General features: G+C 60.2%; 22 protein-coding genes. 8 read left to right on the top strand and 14 right to left on the bottom strand.

The window, feature by feature from the left end; genetic code table 11:
• Positions 1-6 precede the first annotated feature (6 nt).
• The gene (locus tag L2D14_11840) at positions 7-3291 is read right to left on the bottom strand and encodes a methylmalonyl-CoA mutase family protein (protein ID WNJ98560.1); all 3285 of its coding nucleotides are present in this window, start codon (positions 3289-3291) and stop codon (positions 7-9) included.
• A 413-nt stretch (positions 3292-3704) separates the two neighbouring features.
• On the opposite strand from L2D14_11840, the gene L2D14_11835 reads away from it, so the two are divergent.
• Entirely contained in the window at positions 3705-5612 is a 1908-nt protein-coding gene (locus L2D14_11835) for a methyltransferase domain-containing protein (GenBank protein WNJ98559.1), read from the top strand.
• An 82-nt stretch (positions 5613-5694) separates the two neighbouring features.
• Here L2D14_11835 and L2D14_11830 read toward each other — a convergent pair whose 3' ends face one another.
• Positions 5695-6606, bottom strand: coding sequence for a LysR substrate-binding domain-containing protein (locus L2D14_11830; protein WNJ98558.1), 912 nt, complete (start codon positions 6604-6606; stop codon positions 5695-5697).
• A 204-nt stretch (positions 6607-6810) separates the two neighbouring features.
• On the opposite strand from L2D14_11830, the gene L2D14_11825 reads away from it, so the two are divergent.
• From L2D14_11825 to L2D14_11810, 4 genes are all read left to right on the top strand, one after another.
• Positions 6811-7788 (top strand): TAXI family TRAP transporter solute-binding subunit, encoded by a 978-nt coding sequence (locus tag L2D14_11825; GenBank protein WNJ98557.1) that lies wholly within the window; start codon positions 6811-6813, stop codon positions 7786-7788.
• A gap of 109 nt (positions 7789-7897) precedes the next feature.
• Complete coding sequence (locus L2D14_11820) at positions 7898-8965, top strand: D-cysteine desulfhydrase family protein (GenBank protein ID WNJ98556.1); 1068 nt, start codon at positions 7898-7900, stop codon at positions 8963-8965.
• Positions 8966-9064: 99 nt separating this feature from the next.
• Positions 9065-10354, top strand: coding sequence for a PLP-dependent transferase (locus L2D14_11815; GenBank protein WNJ98555.1), 1290 nt, complete (start codon positions 9065-9067; stop codon positions 10352-10354).
• A gap of 160 nt (positions 10355-10514) precedes the next feature.
• Positions 10515-10796: a hypothetical protein gene (locus tag L2D14_11810; protein ID WNJ98554.1), complete on the top strand. Its 282-nt coding sequence runs from the start codon at positions 10515-10517 to the stop codon at positions 10794-10796.
• 30 nt (positions 10797-10826) lie between these two features.
• On the opposite strand, the gene era is transcribed toward L2D14_11810, so the two are convergent.
• The 4 genes from era to L2D14_11790 form a co-directional block, all read right to left on the bottom strand.
• A complete protein-coding gene (gene era / locus L2D14_11805) occupies positions 10827-11756 on the bottom strand; it encodes a GTPase Era (protein ID WNJ98553.1) in 930 nt (309 codons plus the stop codon).
• On the bottom strand, positions 11753-12436 hold the full coding sequence (rnc, locus tag L2D14_11800) for a ribonuclease III (protein WNJ98552.1): 684 nt from the start codon (positions 12434-12436) through the stop codon (positions 11753-11755). The genes era and rnc overlap by 4 nt, the downstream gene beginning before the upstream one ends.
• Positions 12433-13146: a signal peptidase I gene (gene lepB, locus L2D14_11795; protein WNJ98551.1), complete on the bottom strand. Its 714-nt coding sequence runs from the start codon at positions 13144-13146 to the stop codon at positions 12433-12435. The genes rnc and lepB overlap by 4 nt, the downstream gene beginning before the upstream one ends.
• Positions 13147-13251: 105 nt before the next feature.
• A complete protein-coding gene (locus L2D14_11790; GenBank protein ID WNJ98550.1) occupies positions 13252-13878 on the bottom strand; it encodes a DsbA family protein in 627 nt (208 codons plus the stop codon).
• Positions 13879-13989: 111 nt separating this feature from the next.
• Between L2D14_11790 and hemB the strand changes: the two genes are divergently transcribed.
• On the top strand, positions 13990-14982 hold the full coding sequence (hemB, locus tag L2D14_11785; protein ID WNJ98549.1) for a porphobilinogen synthase: 993 nt from the start codon (positions 13990-13992) through the stop codon (positions 14980-14982).
• Positions 14983-15085: 103 nt separating this feature from the next.
• The gene (locus L2D14_11780) at positions 15086-16330 is read left to right on the top strand and encodes an MFS transporter (protein WNJ98548.1); all 1245 of its coding nucleotides are present in this window, start codon (positions 15086-15088) and stop codon (positions 16328-16330) included.
• Positions 16331-16345: 15 nt separating this feature from the next.
• On the opposite strand, the gene L2D14_11775 is transcribed toward L2D14_11780, so the two are convergent.
• The 3 genes from L2D14_11775 to recO all read right to left on the bottom strand — a co-directional run bounded on the left by L2D14_11775 (position 16346) and on the right by recO (position 19208).
• Positions 16346-17203, bottom strand: a complete 858-nt coding sequence (locus tag L2D14_11775) for an alpha/beta hydrolase (protein ID WNJ98547.1) — start codon at positions 17201-17203, stop codon at positions 16346-16348.
• Between the two features lie 2 nt (positions 17204-17205).
• A complete protein-coding gene (locus L2D14_11770) occupies positions 17206-18420 on the bottom strand; it encodes a CaiB/BaiF CoA-transferase family protein (protein ID WNJ98546.1) in 1215 nt (404 codons plus the stop codon).
• Between the two features lie 77 nt (positions 18421-18497).
• The gene (recO, locus tag L2D14_11765; GenBank protein WNK01680.1) at positions 18498-19208 is read right to left on the bottom strand and encodes a DNA repair protein RecO; all 711 of its coding nucleotides are present in this window, start codon (positions 19206-19208) and stop codon (positions 18498-18500) included.
• A gap of 143 nt (positions 19209-19351) precedes the next feature.
• On the opposite strand from recO, the gene L2D14_11760 reads away from it, so the two are divergent.
• Complete coding sequence (locus L2D14_11760) at positions 19352-20476, top strand: PLP-dependent transferase (GenBank protein WNJ98545.1); 1125 nt, start codon at positions 19352-19354, stop codon at positions 20474-20476.
• A gap of 13 nt (positions 20477-20489) precedes the next feature.
• Here L2D14_11760 and L2D14_11755 read toward each other — a convergent pair whose 3' ends face one another.
• The 5 genes from L2D14_11755 to L2D14_11735 form a co-directional block, all read right to left on the bottom strand.
• Positions 20490-20876, bottom strand: coding sequence for a cupin domain-containing protein (locus L2D14_11755; protein WNJ98544.1), 387 nt, complete (start codon positions 20874-20876; stop codon positions 20490-20492).
• Entirely contained in the window at positions 20873-21274 is a 402-nt protein-coding gene (gene acpS / locus L2D14_11750; GenBank protein ID WNJ98543.1) for a holo-ACP synthase, read from the bottom strand. Before acpS ends, L2D14_11755 begins: the two co-directional genes overlap by 4 nt.
• Positions 21271-22026 (bottom strand): pyridoxine 5'-phosphate synthase, encoded by a 756-nt coding sequence (locus L2D14_11745; GenBank protein ID WNJ98542.1) that lies wholly within the window; start codon positions 22024-22026, stop codon positions 21271-21273. Before L2D14_11745 ends, acpS begins: the two co-directional genes overlap by 4 nt.
• On the bottom strand, positions 22023-22598 hold the full coding sequence (locus tag L2D14_11740) for a DUF2062 domain-containing protein (GenBank protein WNJ98541.1): 576 nt from the start codon (positions 22596-22598) through the stop codon (positions 22023-22025). Before L2D14_11740 ends, L2D14_11745 begins: the two co-directional genes overlap by 4 nt.
• A 96-nt stretch (positions 22599-22694) precedes the next feature.
• A complete protein-coding gene (locus L2D14_11735) occupies positions 22695-23387 on the bottom strand; it encodes a TIGR02281 family clan AA aspartic protease (GenBank protein WNJ98540.1) in 693 nt (230 codons plus the stop codon).
• Between the last annotated feature and the right edge of the window lies 1 nt (position 23388).

The raw sequence follows: 23388 nt of genomic DNA, 5'->3' as shown, positions 1-23388 counted from the left end.
CTCGATTCACATATTCCGCCGGTATTTGCCGCCCGCTTCGAACAGCGCGTCGGTGATCTGGCCGAGTGAGCACACCCGGACCGCGTCCATCAGCACGGCGAACACGTTGTCGTCGTTGATCGCTGCGTGTTGCAGGCGCTTGATCATGTCGGCGCATGCCGCCTCGTTGCGTTTCTGGAAATCGCGGAGCCGCGTGATCTGGCTCTGCTTTTCTTCCTCGGTCGAGCGGCGCAATTCAATCTCGCGATCCTCGACAGGGTTTGGATTGCGGTACGTATTCACGCCGATGATCGGCAGTTCGCCGGTGTGTTTGAGCGTTTCGTAGTGAATGCTCTCTTCCTGGATCTTGCCGCGCTGATAGCCGGTTTCCATCGCGCCCAGCACACCGCCGCGTTCGGTGATGCGGTCGAACTCCATCAGCACCGCTTCCTCGACCAGGTCGGTCAGCTCGTCGGTGATGAATGCGCCCTGCGTCGGGTTTTCGTTTTTCGACAGGCCCCATTCCTTGTTGATGATCATCTGAATGGCGATGGCGCGACGGAGTGAGTCTTCGGTCGGCGTCGTGATCGCCTCGTCATAGGCATTGGTGTGCAAAGAGTTGCAGTTGTCGTAAACCGCGATCAGCGCCTGCAGCGTCGTGCGGATATCGTTGAAGTCCATTTCCTGCGCGTGCAGCGAACGGCCCGACGTCTGAATGTGGTACTTGAGCTTTTGCGAACGCTCGTTGGCACCGTACTTGAAGCGCATGGCGCTGGCCCAGATGCGCCGGGCGACCCGGCCCATGACGGTGTATTCCGGGTCCATGCCGTTGGAGAAGAAGAAGCTGAGGTTCGGCGCGAAGTCATTTATGTCCATGCCGCGCGCCAGATACGCCTCGACGAACGTAAAGCCGTTGGCGAGCGTAAAGGCCAATTGCGAAATCGGGTTCGCGCCCGCCTCGGCGATGTGGTAGCCGGAGATCGACACGGAATAGAAATTCCGCACCTTGTGGTGCACGAAGTACGACTGGATATCGGCCATCAGTTTCAGCGCGAACTCGGTCGAGAAGATGCAGGTGTTCTGTCCCTGATCTTCTTTCAGGATGTCGGCCTGCACGGTGCCGCGCACGGTTTCCAGCGTCCACGCCTTGATCTTTTCGATTTCCTCGTCGGTCGGCGCGCGGCCGTTGTCTTCTTCGAACTTGGCGACCTGCTGATCGATGGCGGTGTTCATGAACATCGCCAGGATGGTCGGCGCCGGGCCATTGATGGTCATCGATACGGACGTCGCCGGGTTGCACAGATCGAAGCCGTCATACAGCGCTTTCATGTCGTCGAGCGTGGCGATGGACACGCCCGAGTTGCCGACCTTGCCGTAGATGTCCGGGCGCTCGTCGGGATCGAAGCCGTACAGCGTCACACTGTCGAACGCGGTCGACAGGCGCTTGGCGTCTGAATCCTTGGACAGAAACTTGAATCTGGCGTTGGTGCGGAACGGATCGCCCTCGCCCGCGAACATGCGGGTCGGGTCCTCGCCCTCGCGCTTGAACGCGAATACGCCTGCAGTATACGGGAAGCTGCCGGGCAGGTTTTCCTTAAGCAGGAATTTCAAAAGTTCGCCCTCGTCGGCGTACTTCGGCAGTGCGACCCGCGAGATGCGGTTGCCCGAAAGTGTCGAGCGCTTCAGGTTGTAGCGCACTTCCTTGTCGCGGATCTTCACCACGTACTCGTCGCCGGAATAACTCTCGACCACGGTCGGCCAGATTTCGATCAGCTTCTTGGCGCGCGGGTCCATTTCGTCGTCGCGGGCATTGATCAGGCGGTCGAGGTCGTCCGGCGAGGACGCGCCGGCATCCGTCAGCATGCGCTTGGTCTCGCGCAGTTGTTGGCGTTCACGCGCGAGCTTTGATTGCGTGTCGATGATCTTGTGATAGCCGCGGACGGTTTCCGAGATTTCCGACAGATACCGCGCGCGCTCCGGTGGGACGATGGTCTGACCCGGTTCGGAGACTTTGGTCGTCACCGGCTCGATGATGCACGGTGGCGCGTTGAAACCTTTGTCGGCAAAGACCGTCAGCAATTCCTGATAAAGCGCTGTGACGCCCGGATCGGCGAACTTGGACGCCATGCAGCCGAACACCGGCATGTCTTCGGGCGACGTGCCGAAGGCCTCGCGGTTGCGCTGCACCTGCTTGCGCACATCGCGCACCGCGTCCAGCGCACCCTTGCGGTCCATCTTGTTGATGGCGACACAATCGGCGTAGTCGAGCATGTCGATTTTTTCGAGCTGGCTCTGCGCGCCGAACTCCGGTGTCATGACGTACAGCGACACGTCGGCGAGATCGACAATCGCACCATCGCCCTGTCCGATGCCCGGCGTCTCGACAACGACCATGTCGAAACCGGCGGCCTTGGCGGCGGTGATGATGTCCGGCAGGTAGTCCGGCACTTCGGTCTTGGAGCCGCGCGTGGCGACGGAACGGAAATACACATTCGGCGTGTCGATGGCGTTCATGCGGATGCGGTCGCCCAGAAGCGCACCCTTGGTTTTGCGGCGCGTCGGGTCGATGGCGATGACGGCGATGTTTGGCTCTTCGGAATACAGCCTGAAGCGGCGGATCAGCTCGTCGGTCAGCGACGACTTGCCGGCGCCGCCGGTACCGGTGATGCCGAGCACAGGGGCCTTGTCGTTTTTGGCCGCCAGTTCCTTGAGCTTTTCAAGGTCGGCTTCGGGCAGCTTGCCGAGTTCGATCGCCGAGATCACGCGCGCCAGATCCTTGTGATCGGCCTTGGCGAGATTGCCCAGGTCCTTCGGCAGATCGTCGGTCGGATCGAAATCGGCGGTCTCGATCATCGAGCGGATCATGCCCTGCAGACCCATCTGCTGGCCGTCCTCGGGCGAGAAGATGCGCGTCACGCCATAGCTGTGCAGGTCACGGATTTCCTCAGGCACGATGACGCCGCCGCCACCGCCGAAGATCCTGATGTCGTCGCGGCCCGCTTCCTTCAGCAGGTCGACCATGTACTTGAAGTATTCCACATGCCCGCCCTGATACGACGACAGCGCGATGCCCTGCGCGTCTTCCTGGATGGCGGCGTTGACGACTTCGGCGACGGAGCGGTTGTGGCCCAGGTGGATGACCTCGGCCCCGCCCGCCTGCAAAATCCGGCGCATGATGTTGATCGAGGCATCGTGGCCGTCGAACAGGCTCGCCGCGGTCACGAAACGGACCGGATTTTTCGGCGTATAAGGCTTGTCTGCGGCTGTCGCCGGCGATGTCTGCCCGGCGGTCTGTTTGCCGTCGTCTGGCATGATGTTCTCTCCCAAGAAACTGCCGTATGATTGTAACCGGAAATCGTTGGCGAGACGAGATTCTCCTCGCTTACCTAGCTTTCCCTTTACGTTAACGTCAACTTATCACGGGGGATAGTTTTGGTCAAAGGGTGTTGTTCACGCGCTACCGCATGAGGCGTCTGGTGCACGCAATACAATTCGGCGCCCTGAACTTGATTCAGGGCCCATGTTTTTTTGTGACTCAAGGACCTCCATGGATCCTGAATCAAGTTCAGGATGACGGCGAAGCGGATATGCAAAAGGTTGCAAAAACCGCACCCCTTCCGTGCTAAAAATATCAATTGATTTTTTTTAGGAATGGGCGCAATAGCGAATTTGATACGGCGACCGAGTACCGGGTGAAGCCGTTGATCTTTCTACTGGAAAACAGAATGAACACTGCTGCGCCGGCACGGATCAAGCGGGCCCAGGTGGGGACACGGCTCGGCCCTATTTCCGATCTTGAAGCCCACCTTCCCGAAGACTGGTGGAGTACCCTTTTCGACGGTCTTTATCTGCTAACCGACGGTGACGTGGTCGAGAACGCGGACAACACACGTGCCGAGATCGACGCGGCCATTGCCGCCACCGGCCTGCGTCCGGGTGATGCGATCACAGATCTGTGCTGCGGTCAGGGCCGCCACGTGATCGAGCTGGCATCGCGTGGCTACAGCAACCTGACCGGCATCGACCGTTCGCGCTACCTGATCCGCCTCGCCCGTCGCCGTACCCAGCAGGCAGGACTTGCCAGCAAGGCTGCGTTCCGCGAGGGCGATGCGCGCACGCCGCGCCTGAGCGAAGCCAGTCAGGACGCGATCCTGATCATGGGCAATGCGTTTGGGTATTTCTCGTCCGATCAGGACGACCAGCGCGTGCTGAAATCCTGCGCGCGGGCGCTGCGTTCGGGCGGCACCCTTTTGCTCGACATCACCGACGGCGAGTGGATCCGCACGCATTTTGAAGCCCGATCATGGGAATGGGTCGACAAGCACCATTTCGTCTGCCGCGAACGTGCACTGTCGTCCAATGGTGACCGGCTGATCTCGCGCGAGGTCATCTGCAACGATGAAAGCGGCGTCATCGCCGACCAGTTCTATGCCGAAAGGCTGTACAGCTTCGAGCGTATTTCCCAAAGCCTGCGCGAAGCCGGGTTCCGCGACGTGGCGCGCCATGAAACCGTCGAGACCAAGTCCGACCGCAATCAGGATCTGGGCATGATGGCGCAGCGCATGCTGCTGACCGCCGAGGCGCCGCGTCGCGATCGTCCCGTCAAGCGCGGCCGGAAGATTGTCGATATCTCCGTCGTCATGGGTGATCCGCGCCTGCCCGATACGGTCAAGCGTGGCGGCCAGTTCAACGAGGAAGACTTCGAGACCATCAACGAACTGAAGGATGCGCTCAGCGATACCGAAGGTTTCCGGTTCACCTATCTGGACAATCACAAGTCGCTGGAACGCGATCTGGAGGTCTGCGAGAGCCAACTGGTCTTCAACCTGTGTGACGAAGGCTACCGCAATGATGCGTTCAAGGAATTGCACGTGCCGGCGTTGCTGGAAATGCACGACCTGCCCTACACCGGTGCCGGGCCAGGCTGCCTTGCCATGTGCTACGACAAGGCACTGGTGCGCGCCGTCGCCCAGTCCATCGACATTCCGGTGCCGCTGGAAACCTTTATTCGTGCGGGTGATCAGTCGGCGACCCTGCCGGCCGTGTTCCCGGCGATGCTGAAGCCGAACTTCGGCGACTCCAGCATCGGCATCACGGCGGACGCGGTCGTGCACGACAAGATGGCTTTGTTCGACTATCTGGAAAGATTACAGGTGGAATTCGCCGGCAAGCCGCTTCTGGTGCAGGAATACCTGACCGGCGCGGAATACAGCGTCGGCGTCATCGGTAACCCGAAACAGGGCCTGCGCGCGCTGCCGGTGCTGGAAGTCGACTACTCCCGCCTTGATCCGAAATTGCCGAAAATCCTCGGCTACGAATCCAAGTGGCTACCGGACAGCCCTTACTGGACGCAGATTCAGTATCGTCAGGCCAGCATGGACGAGGCATCGGAACAGGAAATCGTCAGCTACTCGTTCAAGTTGTTCGAGCGTCTGGGGTGTCGTGATTACGCACGCTTCGACTTCCGTGCCGCCGCCGACGGCACCATCAAGTTGCTGGAAGCGAACCCGAACCCGGGCTGGTGCTGGGACGGCAAGTTCAACCTGATGGCGGGTTTCGAGGGGAATTCCTACACGCAGCTTTTGTCGCGGATCCTGATCGCGGCGTGCGAGCGATATGGCATTTATCGGTAATTATTTGCTGATATTGATAATGTTTCCCCGCGCGCGTTTTAACCGCGTAACCAGAACGCGGCGAGCGAACGCCAAAGGTAAGCTACACAGCCCCCGGATCCGTACTGCCGAATTCCCGTGCGAAATGTTCGACCACATAGCGGGTGAAGGTGCCGACGGCGGAAGAAATCGGCCGCAATGCCGGGAACAGAAGCGCGTACGATACCTTGATGGCGGGTCGGAACGGCAGGAAGACCAGCGGCAGTGACGTCATGTCCTTTACGACATAGGGGCTGACGACGGCGACACCGACCCCGGCGGCGACAAGCTGACAGATCGACTGCTGTGTATCCGTTTCGGCGGTAACGTTGCGCTGGATATCGAGCCGCCGGAATACGTCGTCTGTGTTGGTGCGGAACTCGGCGCCCAGCGGCAGCGATATGAACATTTCGTTTTCGAGATCCCGGGCATGAATTTCAGAAGCCTGCGCCAACGGGTGATCCTTGTGCAGCACGCACACTGCATCCATGCTCGATAACGGCCGTTCGTCGATCGCCGGGTCGTTGATGGGCGGTGTTTCGATCGCCATATCGTAGCGCTGCGAGGCGATGCGGTCGGTGACGATGTCACGCGGTCCGGACAGAAGTTCGATATAGATATCCGGATAGTCGGCCTTGAAGGTCTTGATGATCCGCGGCAGCGTGCCGTATGTCATGATCGGCGTGGCAAAGATATTGATCCGCCCCTTTTCCATATTGCGGATGCTGTCTGCGGCGTCCGCGATCTGACCCAGACCCGTGAACGAGCGTTCGACTTCGAGATAAAGCTGCCGGCCTTCGACCGTCGGGACCAGCCTGTTGTGTTTTCGTTCGAACAGTTTGAAGCCGACATCGCTTTCCAGCCCCGCGATAAGCCGCGATACCGCCGGTTGCGTCACGCAAAGGACGTTTCCGGCACCGGTGACGGTACCGCTCAACATGACGGCGCGGAATGCCTCTATTTGTCTGAAATTCAACGGCTTATCCTGATCCAGTCGACCCCGTGGCAAATATTAGCATAAGTTTCAGTTATAATCTTATGCTAACAAATAATTTGATTGCATTTCAAAGACTGCCGTTAAGTAACAGAACAAACAACAGATTAAGAATCAGGGGGGCGAATGAAACGTCCTGAACATCTGGCAATGTGTTTTGGCAACTCATGCAAAAAGGATTTTGAAATGCAACTCAGGAAGTTCAGTTTTGTGGGGGCAGCGATGTTCCTGGCGATATCATCGGCTGCGGCCGTGTCGCCGGTGAAGGCTGCCGAATTCATCACGTTGGGGACTGGTGGTGTCACGGGTGCCTATTATGGCGTGGGTGGCGCGATCTGCCGCCTGGTCAACAAAGACCGCAAGACTCACGGCGTTCGCTGCTCCGTCGAGTCCACGGGCGGCTCGGTATATAACGTGAATACGATCCGCGCGGGCGAAATGGACGTGGCGATCGCCCAGTCCGACGTTCAATGGCTCGCCTACAAGGGTGTCGGCAAGTTCAAGGAAAGCGGCCCTTTCAAGGAATTGCGCTCTATTTTCGCGGTCCATCCGGAGGCAGTGACCATAATCGCGCGCAAAGAAGCCAATATTAAACATGTCGACGATTTGGTGGGAAAACGCGTCAATATCGGCGATCCCGGTTCCGGTACCCTTGCCGTTTGGGAAACCATGTGGCCGGCCCTCGGCCATTCCAACGACGATCTGAAAATGGCTGCGCAGCTGAAGTCGGCGGAAACCCCGGCCGCGCTGTGTGACGACAAGATCGACGCCATCAACTGGGTCGCCGGTCATCCTTTCGCGGGCATGATCGAAGCGTCGTCAAACTGTGGTGCAGTACTGGCCGAAGTGAGTGGTCCCAAGATTGACGCACTCGTAGCAAGCAAACCCTATTTCCGATATGCGACGATTCCGGGCGGGCTCTACAAGGGAACGCCGAACGACGTCAAATCCTTCGGCGTCGGCGCTGTCTTCATATCTTCGACGAAATCGTCGCCCGACACGGTGTATCAACTGGTCAAGGCAGTTTTCGAAAACTTCGATGCGTTCAAAGGCCTGCACCCTGCTCTGGCGACGCTGAAAAAGGAAGAAATGATCGAAAACGCCAAGGCGACGCCTTTCCACGAAGGTGCTGTTCGTTACTTCAAGGAAAACGGCTTGATGTAAGGGATACCCGCCGTCGCCGTGCCTGCGCCCCACTCCCGGCTTCCGGCGCGGCGGCGGCAATCGCCGCGAATTTCTGGTTTCAACTCTCTACTTATCTGATTGGACGACGATGAACGACAACGTCATAAGCGCCACCGCGCAAGCGCGCCGCCTGAGCGAAGGGGCCTGTCCGCTGACCGCCGGTTTCGCACGCGCCGTACTTGCCGAAACGCCGACACCTCTCCAGTATCTGCCGAGACTGACGGCGCACATCGGCGGCCCCAACATTTACATCAAGCGCGACGACAACACAGGCTTTGCGCTTGGCGGCAACAAGGTCCGCCAGATGGAGTACGTTTTCGGCGATATTCTGGGTAAGGATGTGGATACGGTCCTGACCACGAGCGCCGTCCAATCGAACCACCTTCGCGTCGTTGCGGCAGCCTGTGCGAAGTTCGGGCTGAGGTGCGATATCCAGCGCGAAAACCGGGTCCAAACGTCGGATCCCGGCTATGCCGAAACCGGCAATGCGTTTCTGCAGAAACTGTTCGGCGCCAGCGTGCACGAATTTCCGGTCGGCGAAGATGAAGAAGCTGCTGATGCCGCGCTGGAAGTTCGCGCCGCGGAATTCCGCGCTGCGGGGCAACGACCCTATGTCCTTGGTATGGGGCCGAAGAATCCGCACCTTGGCGCGCTGGGGTATGTAGACGCGGCGCACGAACTGCTCGCTCAGGCGGACGCAAGCGGTCTCGACATCGATACGGTGGTGTTACCGAGTGGTAGCGCCGCGACCCACGCCGGCATGCTGGCCGGATTGAAGGCGCTGGGCCATCCGGCGCGCGTAATTGGTATCTGTGTCCGACGCCACCGCGCTGCGCAGGAAGAACGGGTCTTGCAAAGAGCCCGGGAAACGGCCCGGCTGATCGGCGCGGATGGGGCAGTTAGCCAAGCGGATGTGTATATTCGCGATGAATTTCTCGGAGGCGGTTACGGTCAGGCAACCGACGGCATGAAGGAAGCCGTATCGGCTCTGGCTACGACCGAGGGGATCGTGCTCGATCCGGTTTACAGCGGCAAGGCCATGGCGGGTCTGATGTCCATGGCACGCGACGGGACTTTTGATCCTGCCGACAATGTGGTCTTCGTACACACCGGCGGCGTGCCCGCCCTTTTCGCCTATCGCTCATATTTCACTTGATACGTCACCCGGCGCGGGCTGCCGGATACCTGACATTGACATCTCTGTCCCTGCCGAGAATGATCCGCGCAAATCATAACCCAGAGCGGAGGAAATCTCATGGACGAAAGCAAGATGCATCCCGAAACGCTGGCGCTGCACGCCGGTTATCGCAAGGACGACACCAACGCCGTTGCCGTGCCGATCCATATGACCACGTCGTATCAGTTCGACAGCACAGAGCATGCGGAAAACCTGTTCGCGCTGAAGGAACTGGGCAACATCTATTCGCGCATCATGAACCCGACCTGCGACGTTATGGAAAAGCGCGTTGCCGCGCTCGAGGGCGGTGTCGCCGGGCTGGCGCTGGCATCGGGTCAGGCGGCATCGACGTTCGCGGTTCTGAACCTCTGCAAGGCCGGCGATAACTTCGTCTGCTCGACGAATATCTACGGCGGGACGTGGAACCTGTTTGCGAACACGCTGAAGGACCTGGGCATCGAATGCCGCTTCGTCGATCCGTCCGATCCTGAAAACTTCCGCGCCGCGACCGATGACAAGACCCGCTGCTATTACGCCGAAACCCTGCCGAACCCGAAGCTGGAGGTGTTCCCGATCAAGGACGTCGCCGACATCGGCCGGGAGATGGGCGTGCCGCTGATCATGGACAACACGGCGGCGCCGATTCTCTGCAAACCATTGCAGCACGGCGCGGCGGTGGTGCTGTATTCGACGACCAAGTACATGGGCGGTCACGGCACCTCGATCGGCGGCATGCTGGTCGACGGCGGCAACTTCGACTGGGAAGCCGGCGGTGCGCGCTTCCCGACGCTGAATGAGCCGGATCCGAGCTATCACGGCGCGGTCTGGACCGAAGCCGTCAAGCCGCTGGGGCCGATTGCCTACATCATCCGTGCGCGGGTCATCCTGCTCCGCGACATGGGCTCGGCGATGAGCCCGTTCAACGCCTTCCAGTTCATTCAGGGGATCGAAACCCTGCCGCTACGCATTCAGCGCCACTGTGACAACGCGGCCAAGGTCGCGGCGTTCCTGAACGGCCATGACAAGGTTGAAAGCGTCATTCATCCGTCCCTGCAGACAGGCGAAGCGGCGAAGCGCCGCGATGCGTACTTGAGCGGCGGGCATGGCGCGCTCGTCGGGTTCGAGCTGAAAAGCGGCAAGGATGCCGGGCGCAAGTTCATCGACAGCTTGGAGCTGCTGTATCACGTCGCCAACATCGGCGATGCGCGCTCTTTGGCCATTCACCCGGCCTCGACCACGCACTCGCAGCTATCCGCTGAAGATCAGGCGCGCGCAGGTGTCACACCGGGCTACGTGCGGCTGTCTATCGGCCTCGAGCACATCGACGACATCATCGCCGATATTGCCCAAGCGCTGGATAAGGTCTGAGGAAGCTCCCCTCACCTAACCTCTCCCCCTTATAAGGGGGAGAGGGATAAGGTAAGCGTAGTGGTCGTCCGTGAGTCTCTCTCCCCCATGTATGGGGGAGAGAACTAGTGAGGGGGCAACTATGTTGAGACTTTTGATGATGATGGCGGGGTGAGAAACGATGTTCGATTGGTGCGCTTGCGGGGGAATTGGTGCTTTTGTGTTCTTGCAGTATGTGGTTGCAATCGCACTTGTAGGCATCGCGGTGTTTTTCCGAAAACCCGGGTACAGCGTATTTGATGTCGTCGGTTATTCTTGGCGAAGTCTCCGTGACCCGGAAACGTACTATAATCCGAAAGGTGTTTCTCTCGCCCGACTGGCGAAGTTTTTGGCCAATTCAGGGATGCTGTTTATTTTGTATGGATTTCTCACCCTCATTCTTAACAATGCTGGTGTTCAGTAGAAAATCGTCGCGTCCGGGATGACGGCTTTATTAAGCGTTGAAGTCGAGACCCCAGTCGCGGTAGCGCTCGGGGTCGTCGCCCCATTTCTCGCGCACCTTGACGAACAGGAACAGGTGCACGCGGCCGCCGAACATCTCTTCCAGTTCCTTCCTGGACGCGGCGCCGATCTCTTTGATCCTTGAGCCCTTTTTCCCGAGCACAATGGCTTTCTGGCTGTCGCGTTCGACGAAGATCACCTGCTCGATCCGGATCGAACCGTCTTTGAGTTCGGTCCACGTTTCGGTTTCCACCGTCGCCGCATAGGGCAGTTCCTGCTGCAATTGCAGATACAGTTTTTCACGCGTCACTTCGGCCGCCAACAGGCGCGCCGGCATGTCGGAAATCTGGTCTTCGGGGAATAGCCACGGCCCCGGCGTCATGCGTTCGGCGCAGTAGCCGACAAGGTCATCGACCCCGTCCCCGCTTAATGCCGAGATCATGAAGACATCGGAAAACAGATCGAGATCGTTCAGTTCCTTCGTCAGCACCAGAAGGTTCTGCTTTTTGGCGATATCGACCTTGTTCAGCACCAGCACCGGCGCCGGCGCCTTTGGCTTGTCGGCCTTGCGTTTCTGCAGGCCCTCGATAATGCCGCGCGAATTGGCGTCCAGCCCACGTTCCGCGTCGATCATCAAAATGATGACGTCGGCATCGCCGGCCGAGCCCCAGGCACTGGCGACCATGGCGCGGTCGAGCCGGCGGCGCGGCTGAAAGATACCGGGCGTGTCGACGAACAGGATCTGCGCCCCGTCCTTTATGGCGATGCCGAGCACGCGGGTCCGTGTCGTCTGCACCTTCGGCGAGACGATAGAGACTTTGGCGCCGACCGCCCGATTGACGAAGGTCGATTTGCCGGCGTTCGGTGCGCCCAGAACGGCGACGAAACCGGCGCTGGTCTGTTGCTGGCTGTCGTCGCTCATGAATTGTCCTTTTCAATGGCCGCCAGCATTGCTTCGGCGGCAGCCTGTTCGGCGGCGCGTTTGTTGGCGCCCTCGCCATTGGCGGATTTCTGTCCCTGCAGCGAGACTTCCACAGTGAACACCGGCTGATGGTCGGGGCCTTCCTGTGCGGTAATGCGATATGTGGGCAGGCCGAGCCCCCGGCCCTGCGCCCATTCCTGCAGCGTCGTCTTCGGGTCCTTCGGGGGACGGCGGTTTTCGCGCATCATCGGCGCCCAGAACGTGAGGATGAATTTGCGCGCCGCTTCCAGCCCGCCGTCCTGATAGATCGCACAGATCACGGCTTCGGTGGCATCGGCCAGCATGCCGGGGTTTTCGCGTCCGCCGGTCAGGTGCTCGCCGTTCGACAATGAAAGATGATCGGCGATGCCGATTTCGGCGGCAACGTTGGCCAACGCGTCACGCTGTGCCAGCGCCGTGAAGCGATAGCTGATCTCGCCCTCTTCCTCGTCGGGATAGGCATCGAGCAGCATATCCGCCAGCACCAGACCGAGCACCCGGTCGCCCAGGAATTCCATACGCTCATTCGATTTCAGGCGCACCGACGCGGCGCTGGAATGAACCAGCGCATGGCGCAACAGGCCGATGTCCCTGAATGTATAGCCGATGGCGGCCTGCAGCGTGTCCAGCGCAGCGCTCATTCGATGCTCGTGAAGAACCGTGAAGGTCTGAGCTTGTCGAGCCAGGTCCAGATTTTCCAGGCCGATCCGTCGATGGAGAAGAAGATGAATTCGGCACGGCCGACGAAGTTTTCACGCGGCACGAAACCGACGCTGGAAAAACGCGAGTCGTTCGAATTGTCGCGGTTGTCGCCCATCATGAAGTAATGATCGGCCGGCACCGTATAGACGGAAGTGTTGTCGCTGCCAAGGTTGTCGTCGCTTTTTTCGACGATCAGATGTTCGACCCCGTTCGGCAAGGTCTCGATGAACTGCGTAATCCGCGAAAACTGCCCGGGTGCGGCTTCAAAGATGTGATCGGCGATCTTCTTGCGCTCAACCGGCTGGCCGTTGATGTGCAGGATACCGCCGCGCACCTGAATGCGGTCCCCCGGCAGGCCGATGACGCGCTTGATGAAGTCCGTCGAATTGTCGCGCGGCAGCTTGAAGACGGCGACGTCGCCGCGCTCGGGCTCGGTAAACATCACGCGCTCGGCGGGCAGCAACGGCAGGCCGAACGGCAGTGAATAACGGCTGTAGCCGTAGGCGTATTTCGACACGAACAGATAATCGCCGACCAGCAGGGTCGGTATCATGGAGCCTGACGGGATCGAAAACGGCTCGAACGCCATCACACGGATGGAGAGCGCAATCAGAACAGCATAGATGACCGTGCGTAAGGTCTCTTTCATTTGTCGCTCCCCATTGGGATGGCAAGAGTTGGCGTAAATCGTCAGGACCGGTGCAGCGACCGGATATGGCCCGCCGATGCCCCGGCTGTCAAGGGATGAGGGCTATTACTGGGCGGAAAGCCACTGCGCGATTGCCGGTTCCATATCTTTCCAGGGGCGGAACCCGATCGTCAGTGCGGCCGGGGTTTGACCTTCGGCAATGCCGACAAGGGTCGGGAACCCGCTGATCTGCGAGCGTTGTGCATAATGAAAATCGGCGAGGGTCTCCTGTCTGGTGTCCTCGTTCTCGAATTCGGCCTGAAAATCATTGCGTTGCATGCCGGTCTCGGCGGCAAGATCGGCCAGTGTGTCGGGATCGGTGGTGTCCTGGCCTTCGGCATAGAATGCCCGGTGCAGCCTGTTCAGCATCGGATAGGCGAATTGCGGGCCGAGCCGCCGTGCCGAAACCACCGCACGGCAGGCGGGTTCGGTGTCGTAGGTGAAATCGGGGCGCTCGAAAAAGCTGAAATCGAACGATTGTCCGGACGCTTCCGCCACGTGTTCCCAGTGGTTGCGGACATACGCCTTGTCCTTGTCGGTCATGGCATGATCGGTAAACGGGCGAAGACCGCCGAGCATGACGACCAGTTCCGCCTGCCCTTCCGATTTTGCACAAATCTTCTCCATCACCGGGGCGAAACCCCAGCACCACGAACACATCGGGTCGGCGAAATACAGCAGGGTTCTTTCCATTTTGCGCTCCTTTATTCCAAGATAGGTACGATACCGGACGCATGAAACCCTTGCCCTCGGGCGGTGGCATCGCGAAACTACGCCGAAATTACCCTGGGAGTGAGCCAAACGATGCCGACACCGCGTTTTCCATCGACCCGCATGCGCCGCAACCGGCGGACACCGTGGCTGCGCGATCTCGTGCGCGAAAACGTGCTGACGCCGGGCGATCTGATCTGGCCGGTGTTCGTCATCGAAGGCGAAGGCCGGCGCGAGCAGGTCACATCGATGCCCGGTGTCGAACGGCTTTCATGCGATCTGCTGGCCGGTGCGGTGAAGGATGCGAAATCGCTCGGCATCCCCATGGTAGCGATTTTTCCCTATATCGACCCGTCGCTGAAAACTCCGGATGCATGCGAAGCGTGGAACCCGGACAATCTGGTCTGCCGCGCCGTCAAGTCGATCAAGGACACGGTCCCGGACATCGGCGTGATGTGCGACGTTGCGCTCGACCCTTTCAATTCCGACGGTCACGACGGCATCGTCAAAGGCGACGTGATCCTCAACGACGAGACAGTTGAATCCCTGGTTAAACAAAGCATCTGCCAGGCCGAAGCCGGTTGTGACGTCATTGCGCCCAGCGACATGATGGACGGGCGCATTGCGGCGATCCGCGCCGGGCTCGATGAAAGCGGTCTCGATCACGTCGCCATCATGTCCTACGCGGCCAAGTATGCATCCGGTTTTTACGGCCCGTTCCGCGATGCGGTCGGCTCAGGCGGTGCGCTCAAGGGCGACAAGAAAACCTATCAGATGGACCCCGCCAACACCGACGAGGCGATGCGCGAAGTCAGAATGGATATTTCCGAAGGCGCCGACATGGTCATGGTCAAGCCGGGCCTGCCGTATCTGGATGTCGTGCAGCGCGTTAAACAGACCTTCGGCATGCCGACCTTCGCCTACAACGTTTCCGGCGAGTACGCGATGCTGCGCGGCGCAGGCGATGCCGGCTGGCTCGACTATGAAACGGTGATGATGGAAATGCTGACCGGCTTCAAGCGCGCCGGCGCCGATGGTGTGCTGACCTATCATGCCATCGACGCGGCGAAAATCCTGAACGGTTGATTGATGCCGGGGTTTCATATCTGAGTTGCATTCGGGTGAATTGACAATTCATCCGATTTCGTGCCGATTTTACCTTCGCCGTCATTGAGCAAGGATTTTTCGTGTGACCGGATCACCCCGCCTTTTTACCCCGGTTCTGATTGCCGGCGGCTTCATCCTTCTGACCAGCTTCGCACTGCGGGCAAGTTTCGGACTGTTTCAGATACCGATTGCCGAGGAATTCAACTGGTTGCGCTCGGAATTTTCGCTGGCGATCGCCATCCAGAATCTCGCGTGGGGTGTCGGCCAGCCGTTGTTTGCAGCTTTGGGAGAGAAATTCGGCGATCGCAAGGCAATTGCGCTGGGTGCGATCACTTATTCCCTCGGTCTCGTGCTTTCCAGTCAGGCGGTAACACCGGAGGCACACCAGTTTCTGGAAATCCTCGTCGGTTTCGGCATCGCCGGAACCGGCTTCGGTGTGATTCTGGCTGTCGTCGGTCGAGCCGCATCGGACAAGAATCGCTCGCTGACCCTTGGCCTCGTCACGGCGGCCGGTTCCGCCGGTCAGATCGTCGGCCCGCCGCTCGCCAATGCGCTTCTTCAGCACATGCCGTGGTCGTCTGTTTTCGTCGTATTCGCAGCGATTATCCTGCTGACGCTGTTCGCGCTGCCGTTTCTACGCTCGCCAAAACAGGTCACGAATGCCGCCCAGCTCGATGAAACGATGAGCGAGGTTGTCAGCCGCGCGATGCGCGACCCGTCGTTCGCGATGATCTTCCTTGGCTTCTTTTCCTGCGGCTTTCAGCTTGCCTTCGTCACCGCGCACTTTCCTGCGTTCATAACCGAGGTCTGCTCGGCCATTCCGGCTGACAGCCTGGTCCGTTCACTGGGCGTTAATTCGACGACGGGCCTGGGGGCGCTTTCATTGGCCCTGATCGGGATGATGAATATAGTCGGCACCATCACGGCGGGCGCGCTTGGTAGCTCCGTGTCGAAGAAGTATTTGCTTTCGATGATCTATGTCGGGCGAACGATCGCCGCGGCTGCTTTCATCATGGTGCCGATGACACCTGCGACGGTCGTGCTTTTCTCGATAGTCATGGGCGGCTTGTGGCTGGCCACGGTGCCGCTGACGTCAGGGCTGGTTGCGCAGATCTTCGGGCTCCGGTTCATGGGAACGCTGTACGGTATCGTGTTCTTTTCGCATCAGCTGGGTTCGTTCATGGGCGTATGGCTGGGCGGGTACATGTATGACCTGTACGGATCGTACAACGTGGTCTGGTGGGTCGGTGTCGGCGCCGGGGCGTTTTCAGCGATCATTCACCTGCCGGTCAAGGAAGCCCCGCGCACCCTGCTCGCGCCGGCCTGAGCGGATTGCGACGCGCTACGACGCCAGCCAGGTTTTCACAATTTCGATCTGATCCGGGTCCATCAATGCCGGGGCATGGCCGCAGCCCTTGATGGTGACGACCTCGGCCTTGGGACCGCGTTTCGTCATTTCGTCCGCCGTCGCCACGCTCAGCAGGTCGGAATTTTCACCGCGCAGCACCAGCACCGGACAGGTGATCCGGTCCCAGACGGACCACAGCTCGACATCCTCGATCGGACCGGCGCAGAAGGCGCTGGCGATGTTCGGGTCGTAATGCAGACGCATGCCCCCTTCCCCGTCCGGGATCGATGAGGTCACGGCCAAGTGCCGCCATTGCTCGTCGTTCAAGTCGCCGAACGGCGCGTGTACTTCGCGCAGATAGGACTCTATGGCCTCCACGTCCTGAAACGACGGCGCCGCGCCGACATAGTGGCAGATGCGCACAAGCGCTTCCTTGGCCAGCAGCGGCCCGATATCGTTGATGACCAGCTTGCGGATCGGTGTGCCGGACGTTGCCGCCAGCATCATGCCGATCAGACCGCCCATCGACGTGCCGATCCAGTCGACGCGCTCGGCGCCGATATGCGCCATCAGCCCCGACATGTCGTTCATGTAATTGGGGTACGAGTAGTCTTTCGGATTGACAAGCCAGTCGCTGGCGCCGCGCCCGGCGACGTCCGCGCAAACAACCCTTCCGGTTTCCGACAATGCCGAAGCGATCACGTCGAAGTCACGGCTGGACCGTGTCAGTCCATGCACGCAGACGGTGGCTTTGCGGCCCCTTTGTTCACCCCAGTCGGTAAAGGCGATGCGGTGAAAACCACTTGGTGCGAGAGAGAGAAAGCTGCCGGCCCGGGGTGGTTCGGGGATCATGATCAGACAATCCCCTCGTCACGCAACTTGGCAATCTCGGCATCGTCCATGCCGAGCAGATCGTGCAGCACGCTGTCGGTATGCTCGCCGATGGTCGGCGGCGCGAGGCGTGCGCTGACCGGCGTGCCGGACATCTTGATCGGGCTGTTGATCAGCGGCACCTTGGCGCCGGTCGCCGGCTGGTCCATTTCGATCCGCATGTTGCGGGCCAGTACATGTTCGTCGTTGAAGACCTGATCGAGTTTCCAGATCGGCCCGCAACTGACCGAGTTCGCTTCCAGTTCCTTGAGCCAGAAATCCATCGGCTTTTTGGCGATGATGTCGCGCAGCACCGGGATCAGCGCGTCGCGGTTCTTGAGCCGCGCGCCGTTGGTCGCATAGGCCGGGTCGTCGCAAAGCTCCGTGCACTCGGCAACCTTGCAGAAGCGCTGGAACTGGCCGTCGTTGCCGACCGCGAGAATGATCGCCCCGTCCGATGTTTCGAACGCCTGATACGGCACGATGTTCGGGTGCGCGTTGCCTAGGCGCGGCGGATTGTTGCCGGTCGCCAGGTAGTTCATGCCCATGATGGTGGAAAACGCGACCATCACGTCGAGCATGCCGATGTCGATGTGCTGCCCTTCGCCCGTCACTTCACGGTGGCGCAGCGCGGCATTGATCGACACCGCGGCGTACATCCCGGCCATCAGGTCGGCGACGGGAACGGCGGCTTTCATCGGCTCACCATCGGGCTCGCCGGTCAGGCTCATGAAGCCGCTCATGCCCTGGATCAGTACGTCATAGCCCGGACGTTTCGCATACGGGCCGGAGTTACCGAAACCGGTGATCGAGCAATAGATCAGGCCCGGGAATTCATCCTTCAGGTCGTCATAGCCGAGACCGTATTTCGCCAGCCCGCCGGTCTTGAAGTTTTCCACCAGCACATGCGACTGAGCGATCAGCTTTTTCGCCAGCGCCTGTCCTTCGGGCTTGGCGATGTCCAGTGTGACCGAACGCTTGTTGCGGTTGGCGGCGCAGAAATATGCGGCTTCCGAGGTATCCTCGCCGTCTTCGCCTTTGATGTAGGGCGGTGCGAATTTGCGCGTGTCGTCGCCTTCACCGGCGCGCTCGATCTTGATGACGTCGGCACCGAGGTCACCGAGCATCTGGGTGCAGCTCGGCCCTGCGAGAATACGGGTCAGATCGAAAACGCGGATACCTTGTAACGGACCGGGCATGAATGATGTCTCCTTAGTTTTTAGCCGCAACGTTCTTAGCACGCAGGGTGCGACGATCAAGGCTCACGGCCGCAAGATCACTTGCGGAAACGCTCAGCCAAACGTCGCCGCGCCGCCGGTAACTCTGTATCGCGGTGCTGAAACACATGATTTTCGAGGAAATATCCGGTCAGTTGCAGGCCGCTTGCGATGTCTGCTTCGGCATTGCGGTCGATCAGAAACGCCGGCAACGGCAGAAGCCGCTCCTTGTAGGGCATGGCGGCAGCGGTCGAAACCGCGCGGCCTGTGCGGGGCGAGACATAGGTCAGGTCCTCGGTGGTGCCGGTCGCGGCGCAATGCGCAAGATCGAGGCCGAAGCCCAGTTCCGCCAGCAAGCCGATTTCCCACTTCACATAGATCACCGGCCATACACTGTCGTCTTCGAGTGCCCCCAGGAGAATCTCGAAGCCGTCAAGAATCGCCGGATGCGGTTCGCGCTCCGGCAGCGACGCTTCGATCAGGGCACAGGCCGACGTCAGCGCAGCCAGTCTTCTGGCATCCGAAAGCGCGGCAGCCGCATAGGCTTTCATCGGCTCGACGGTGTAGTTGCCGAGGTGTTCAGGCAGACGCGCATGCCATCTGGCTTGCACCTTGTTCCCCGGCTGCAGGATGCCGTTCAGGCGTTTGCCGCTGCCGCCGCGGACAAGCCCGGCATGGCGCCCGTGTCCGCGTGTCAGAACGTTCACGATGGCCGAGCTTTCGCCATGCTTGCGCACGCTGAGTATGATGCCGTCGTCCTGCCAGTCCATGGACATGAGTTTATGCGGTGGATACAGCCATGAACACGGCAAACATCATTAAGGCCCCGCACCCGGCCTGAATGTAACCGAATCAATTTTCGCGTTGAAGCAACCGGCGTCAGGTCACACTCTGAAGGCAAGGGAGAACCGATATGACGGACGATAACTATACAAATCCGGCGACCATCGCCGCCGCAATGATCGGCAAATCCGATGCCGGCACAGGCGATGTTGCGCCGCAGATAAAACCGGCAACGACCTACGCCAAGGGATACGGCTATGCGTACTATCGCGATGACGGCCCCGGCATGGTCGATGTCGAGCAGGTGCTGATGCGGCTCGAAGGCGGTCAGGGGGCAATGGTATTTGCATCCGGGATGGCGGCGGCAACGTGTCTTCTGACGGCGCTCGGTCCCGGGGCGCACGTCATCGCGCCGGAGACCATGTACTGGTATCTGCGCAGTTGGATGCTCAAGGAAGCGCCCGCGTTCGGGCTGCGCGTCACGCTGTATCCGAACGGCGATCTGGCAGCGATGCAGGCCGCCATCGAGCCGGGCGCGACGAAAGCCGTGTGGATCGAAACCCCGGCCAATCCGGACTGGTCGATCACCGACATCGCCGCCGCCGCTTACATCGCGCACAAGGCTGATGCCAAACTGTTCATCGATTCCACGGCGGCGCCACCGTGCATCACCCGCTCGCTCGATTTCGGCGCGGATGTCGTCATGCATTCCGCGACCAAGTACCTGAACGGTCATTCCGATGTGCTGGCAGGCGCGCTGATCACGAACAGCAAGGACGGTCTATGGGAGAGGATACACAGCGCGCGTGCCGGCTTCGGCTCGACGCTCGGGGCTTTCGAATCGTGGTTGTTGCTGCGCGGTCTCAGGACGCTCGACGTGCGCATGCAACGGCATTCGGAGAACGCGCTCAGGGTCGCCCAGGCGATGCAGGCCAATCCCGCCATATCGCACGTTTTATATCCGGGATTGCCGGATCATCCGGGGCATGAAATCGCGGCGAAACAGATGCGCGGCTTCGGTGGCATGATGTCGATCCGCCTGAACGGCGGCGAAGAAGCGGCGGCTCGTGCCGTCACGCGCACGAAGCTGTTCACGAACGCAACCTCGCTCGGCGGGACCGAAAGCCTGATCGAACATCGCGGTCCGGTCGAAGGCCCGGACAGTCCGACGCCGCAGGACCTGCTCAGGCTGTCGGTGGGGCTGGAAAGCGCCGACGATCTGATCGCCGACCTGGAACAGGCCATCGGGCAGTAAGGCGCTGGTTTGGTTACGCTGGCGGGTAGTACAGAAATTCCAGCATGACGCAGCCGTCCCGCGTGAAAAACGGGCCGTGCGGCACGTGCGGTGGACGCACGGCGTAAGTGCCGGGTGCCAGGACCGTTTCCTCATTTTCCGGCGTGCCGATGATCAACGTGCCGGAAACGATAAAGACTTCCTCGCACCAGTCATGAACCGACAGATCCGGCGATACCGTGCCGGCGGCCCAGCGTGTGATGCGGGTGACGGCCCCCGATGCATCGTCAAAGCGGCCGGAAAGCACCTTGCTCTCGATGCCGTCAAAACCATCGACTGTTTCCCAGCCGTCTTCGTCCAGGGCGTTGAAGAATTCGCGATGTTGCTTGGGAAATGAGCCGAAGCCGGATGCGCCTGTCATAATGGCGGGTCCGCGGAAATGATCACCATGGCATGCGCCATCGGGTATTCGTCGGTCTGCGAGACGTCGACTTTTGCCGTCATGCCCGCAGGGGTCAGTTCGTCCAGGCGTGCCTTGGCCCCGCCCTTCAACAGCATGACCGGCTGCCCCGTCGGCAGGTTCTGCACCACCATGTCGCGCCAGAAAACACCCTTGCGGAAGCCGGTGCCGAGCGCCTTGGCGCAGGCTTCCTTGGCGGCGAAACTTTGTGCAAAGCTCGACGCCGGATTTTCCCGGCGCATGGCTTTCTTGATTTCATAGTCGTCATACAGCCGCGCGATAAAGCGGTCACCGAAACGCCCGAGCGTCCGTTCGATACGGCGGATGTCACATAAATCCGTGCCGATGCCGATAATCACGCCGTGCGTTCGCCCCGCATATCGGCGCGGGCCTTGTCCATCAGCGAACGCATGCGGCGAATGGCGCTGTCGAGGCCGGAGAAGATCGCTTCGCCGATCAGGAAATGCCCGATGTTCAGTTCGACGACCTGCGCGATGGCGGCAATCGGGGCGACGGTATCGAACGTCAGCCCATGTCCGGCATGGCATTCAAGGCCGAGGTCCTCGCTCGCCGCCGCGGCATCGACGATGCGCTGAAGTTCCTGTGCGCGGGCCTCGCCCTCGACTTCGCAATAACGGCCGGTGTGCAGTTCGATGATGTCCGCGCCCAGTTTCGACGCCGCTTCGAGTTGCTTCGGATCTGGTTCGATGAACAGCGAAACGCGGATACCCTTATCGCGGAGTGCGCCGACTACAGGCTCCAGCGTCTTGAAGCCACCGGCAACGTCAAGGCCGCCTTCGGTGGTCCGTTCTTCGCGCTTTTCAGGGACGATACACGCTGCGTGCGGTTCGTGACGGAGCGCAATCTGCAGCATCTCGTCCGTCGCCGCCATTTCAAGATTGAGCGGCAGGATGATGGCGTCCATCAGCCGTGCGATATCGCTGTCGGAAATGTGGCGGCGGTCTTCGCGAAGGTGTGCGGTGATGCCGTCGGCGCCGGCTTTTTCCGCCAGTTTGGCGGCATGAACCGGATCGGGGTGTACACCGCCCCGGGCGTTGCGAATGGTTGCTACGTGATCGATGTTGACGCCAAGACGAAGTGCTTTGCTCATGCTACCTCTCCCTGTTCTCCCGCCAGGCCGTCGATAAGTTCGGCGGCGCGTGCTGCACGTCTTTTCAGTGCTGCACTTTTGTAACGCTCGATAACCGGTTTCAGCAACAGGAAGAATATTACCCATACAATTACGGACGTCGGGATTGCTGACGCCAGCATCGGTGTCAGGACCGGCATGGCATGCTCGGCGATGAAGGACCACTCGCCCCTGAGCGTGGCTTCGGTGATCGATCCGAACAGGGCGGAAAAATCCATGGCTTCGGCGTTGACGCCGCGCTGTCCGAAGCCCATGGCGACACCGGATTTATAGAGCCAGATCCAGATGAACGGGAACGTCCACGGATTGCCGATGATGGTTCCCAGTACGGCGGCGACGATACTGCACCTGGACAGCCATGCGCCGAATGCGGACATGACGATGTGCAGACCGATGAACGGCGTGAACGACATTGCCGCGCCCCAGGCAAATCCCCCGGCGATTGCATACCCCGAGCCCGGCAAACGTCCGATACGGTACATCAGATACCGCGTCGCGCGCCGCCAGCCCATTTCCGGCCAGACGCTGGCCATGGCTTTGCGGTGAACGGGTAAGGGAACGCGGCGTTTGAACATACCAATTAAGTAGCGATTGAACGCCCGCTTGGAAAGGGCACGATTTTGTGAGGTCTAGCGCTTCAACGACAGGGTATCGCCCTTGACGGAATACGATGACAAGCGCTCGAGGAAGCTCATGCCGAGAAGCGATCCCGTCAGCCCTCTGTCCATGACCGCGGCGCGCACGTCGGCGAGTTCGATATCCCCGATCGATAGCCGTGCGATCCTGACCGGTGCGCCGAAGGCTGTGCCGTTGGCGGTACGGAAAGTTTGCGAAAACGTCAGCTCATCCGGGTTCAGCCCGGCACGCGCGGCATCATCCCGGCTCAGCGTGACGACGCTGGCGCCGGTATCGACGAGAAACTGCACGGTTGTCCCGTTGACCTTCGCGCTGGCATGGAAGTGGCCATCCCGGCCCCGGTTCAGGGTGATTTCCCCTGCCCCTGTTTGTTGTGCGATCGAAGGCACCAATGCACCGCCCAGACGCTGGGCGATGATTTTGAAATCGTCGCGCAGGGTATAGCCGACAACCAGCACCAGACCGATCATGCCCCAGATAAAGACGGCTTTCAGCGCGCCCCTGAGATTGAGCTTCGGTGACAGGACCAGCCCGGCGCCGATCAGCACCATCAGGGCAAAGGCGCGGACAAGGCTGGCCTGCTCGGCGTCGCTTTCCAGCGCGCCGGGGAACGCGTTCGACAGAAACCAGATCAGCACGGCGACGCCGATGCAGCAGATAATGAGGATCAGGACGCGTGCGTTCATA

Source organism: Thalassospiraceae bacterium LMO-JJ14, assembly GCA_021555105.2.
Classification (GTDB): Bacteria; Pseudomonadota; Alphaproteobacteria; order Rhodospirillales; family Casp-alpha2; genus UBA4479.
Note: the sequence above shows the minus strand (reverse complement) of the source record. Positions and strands in the feature narration are given on the sequence as shown.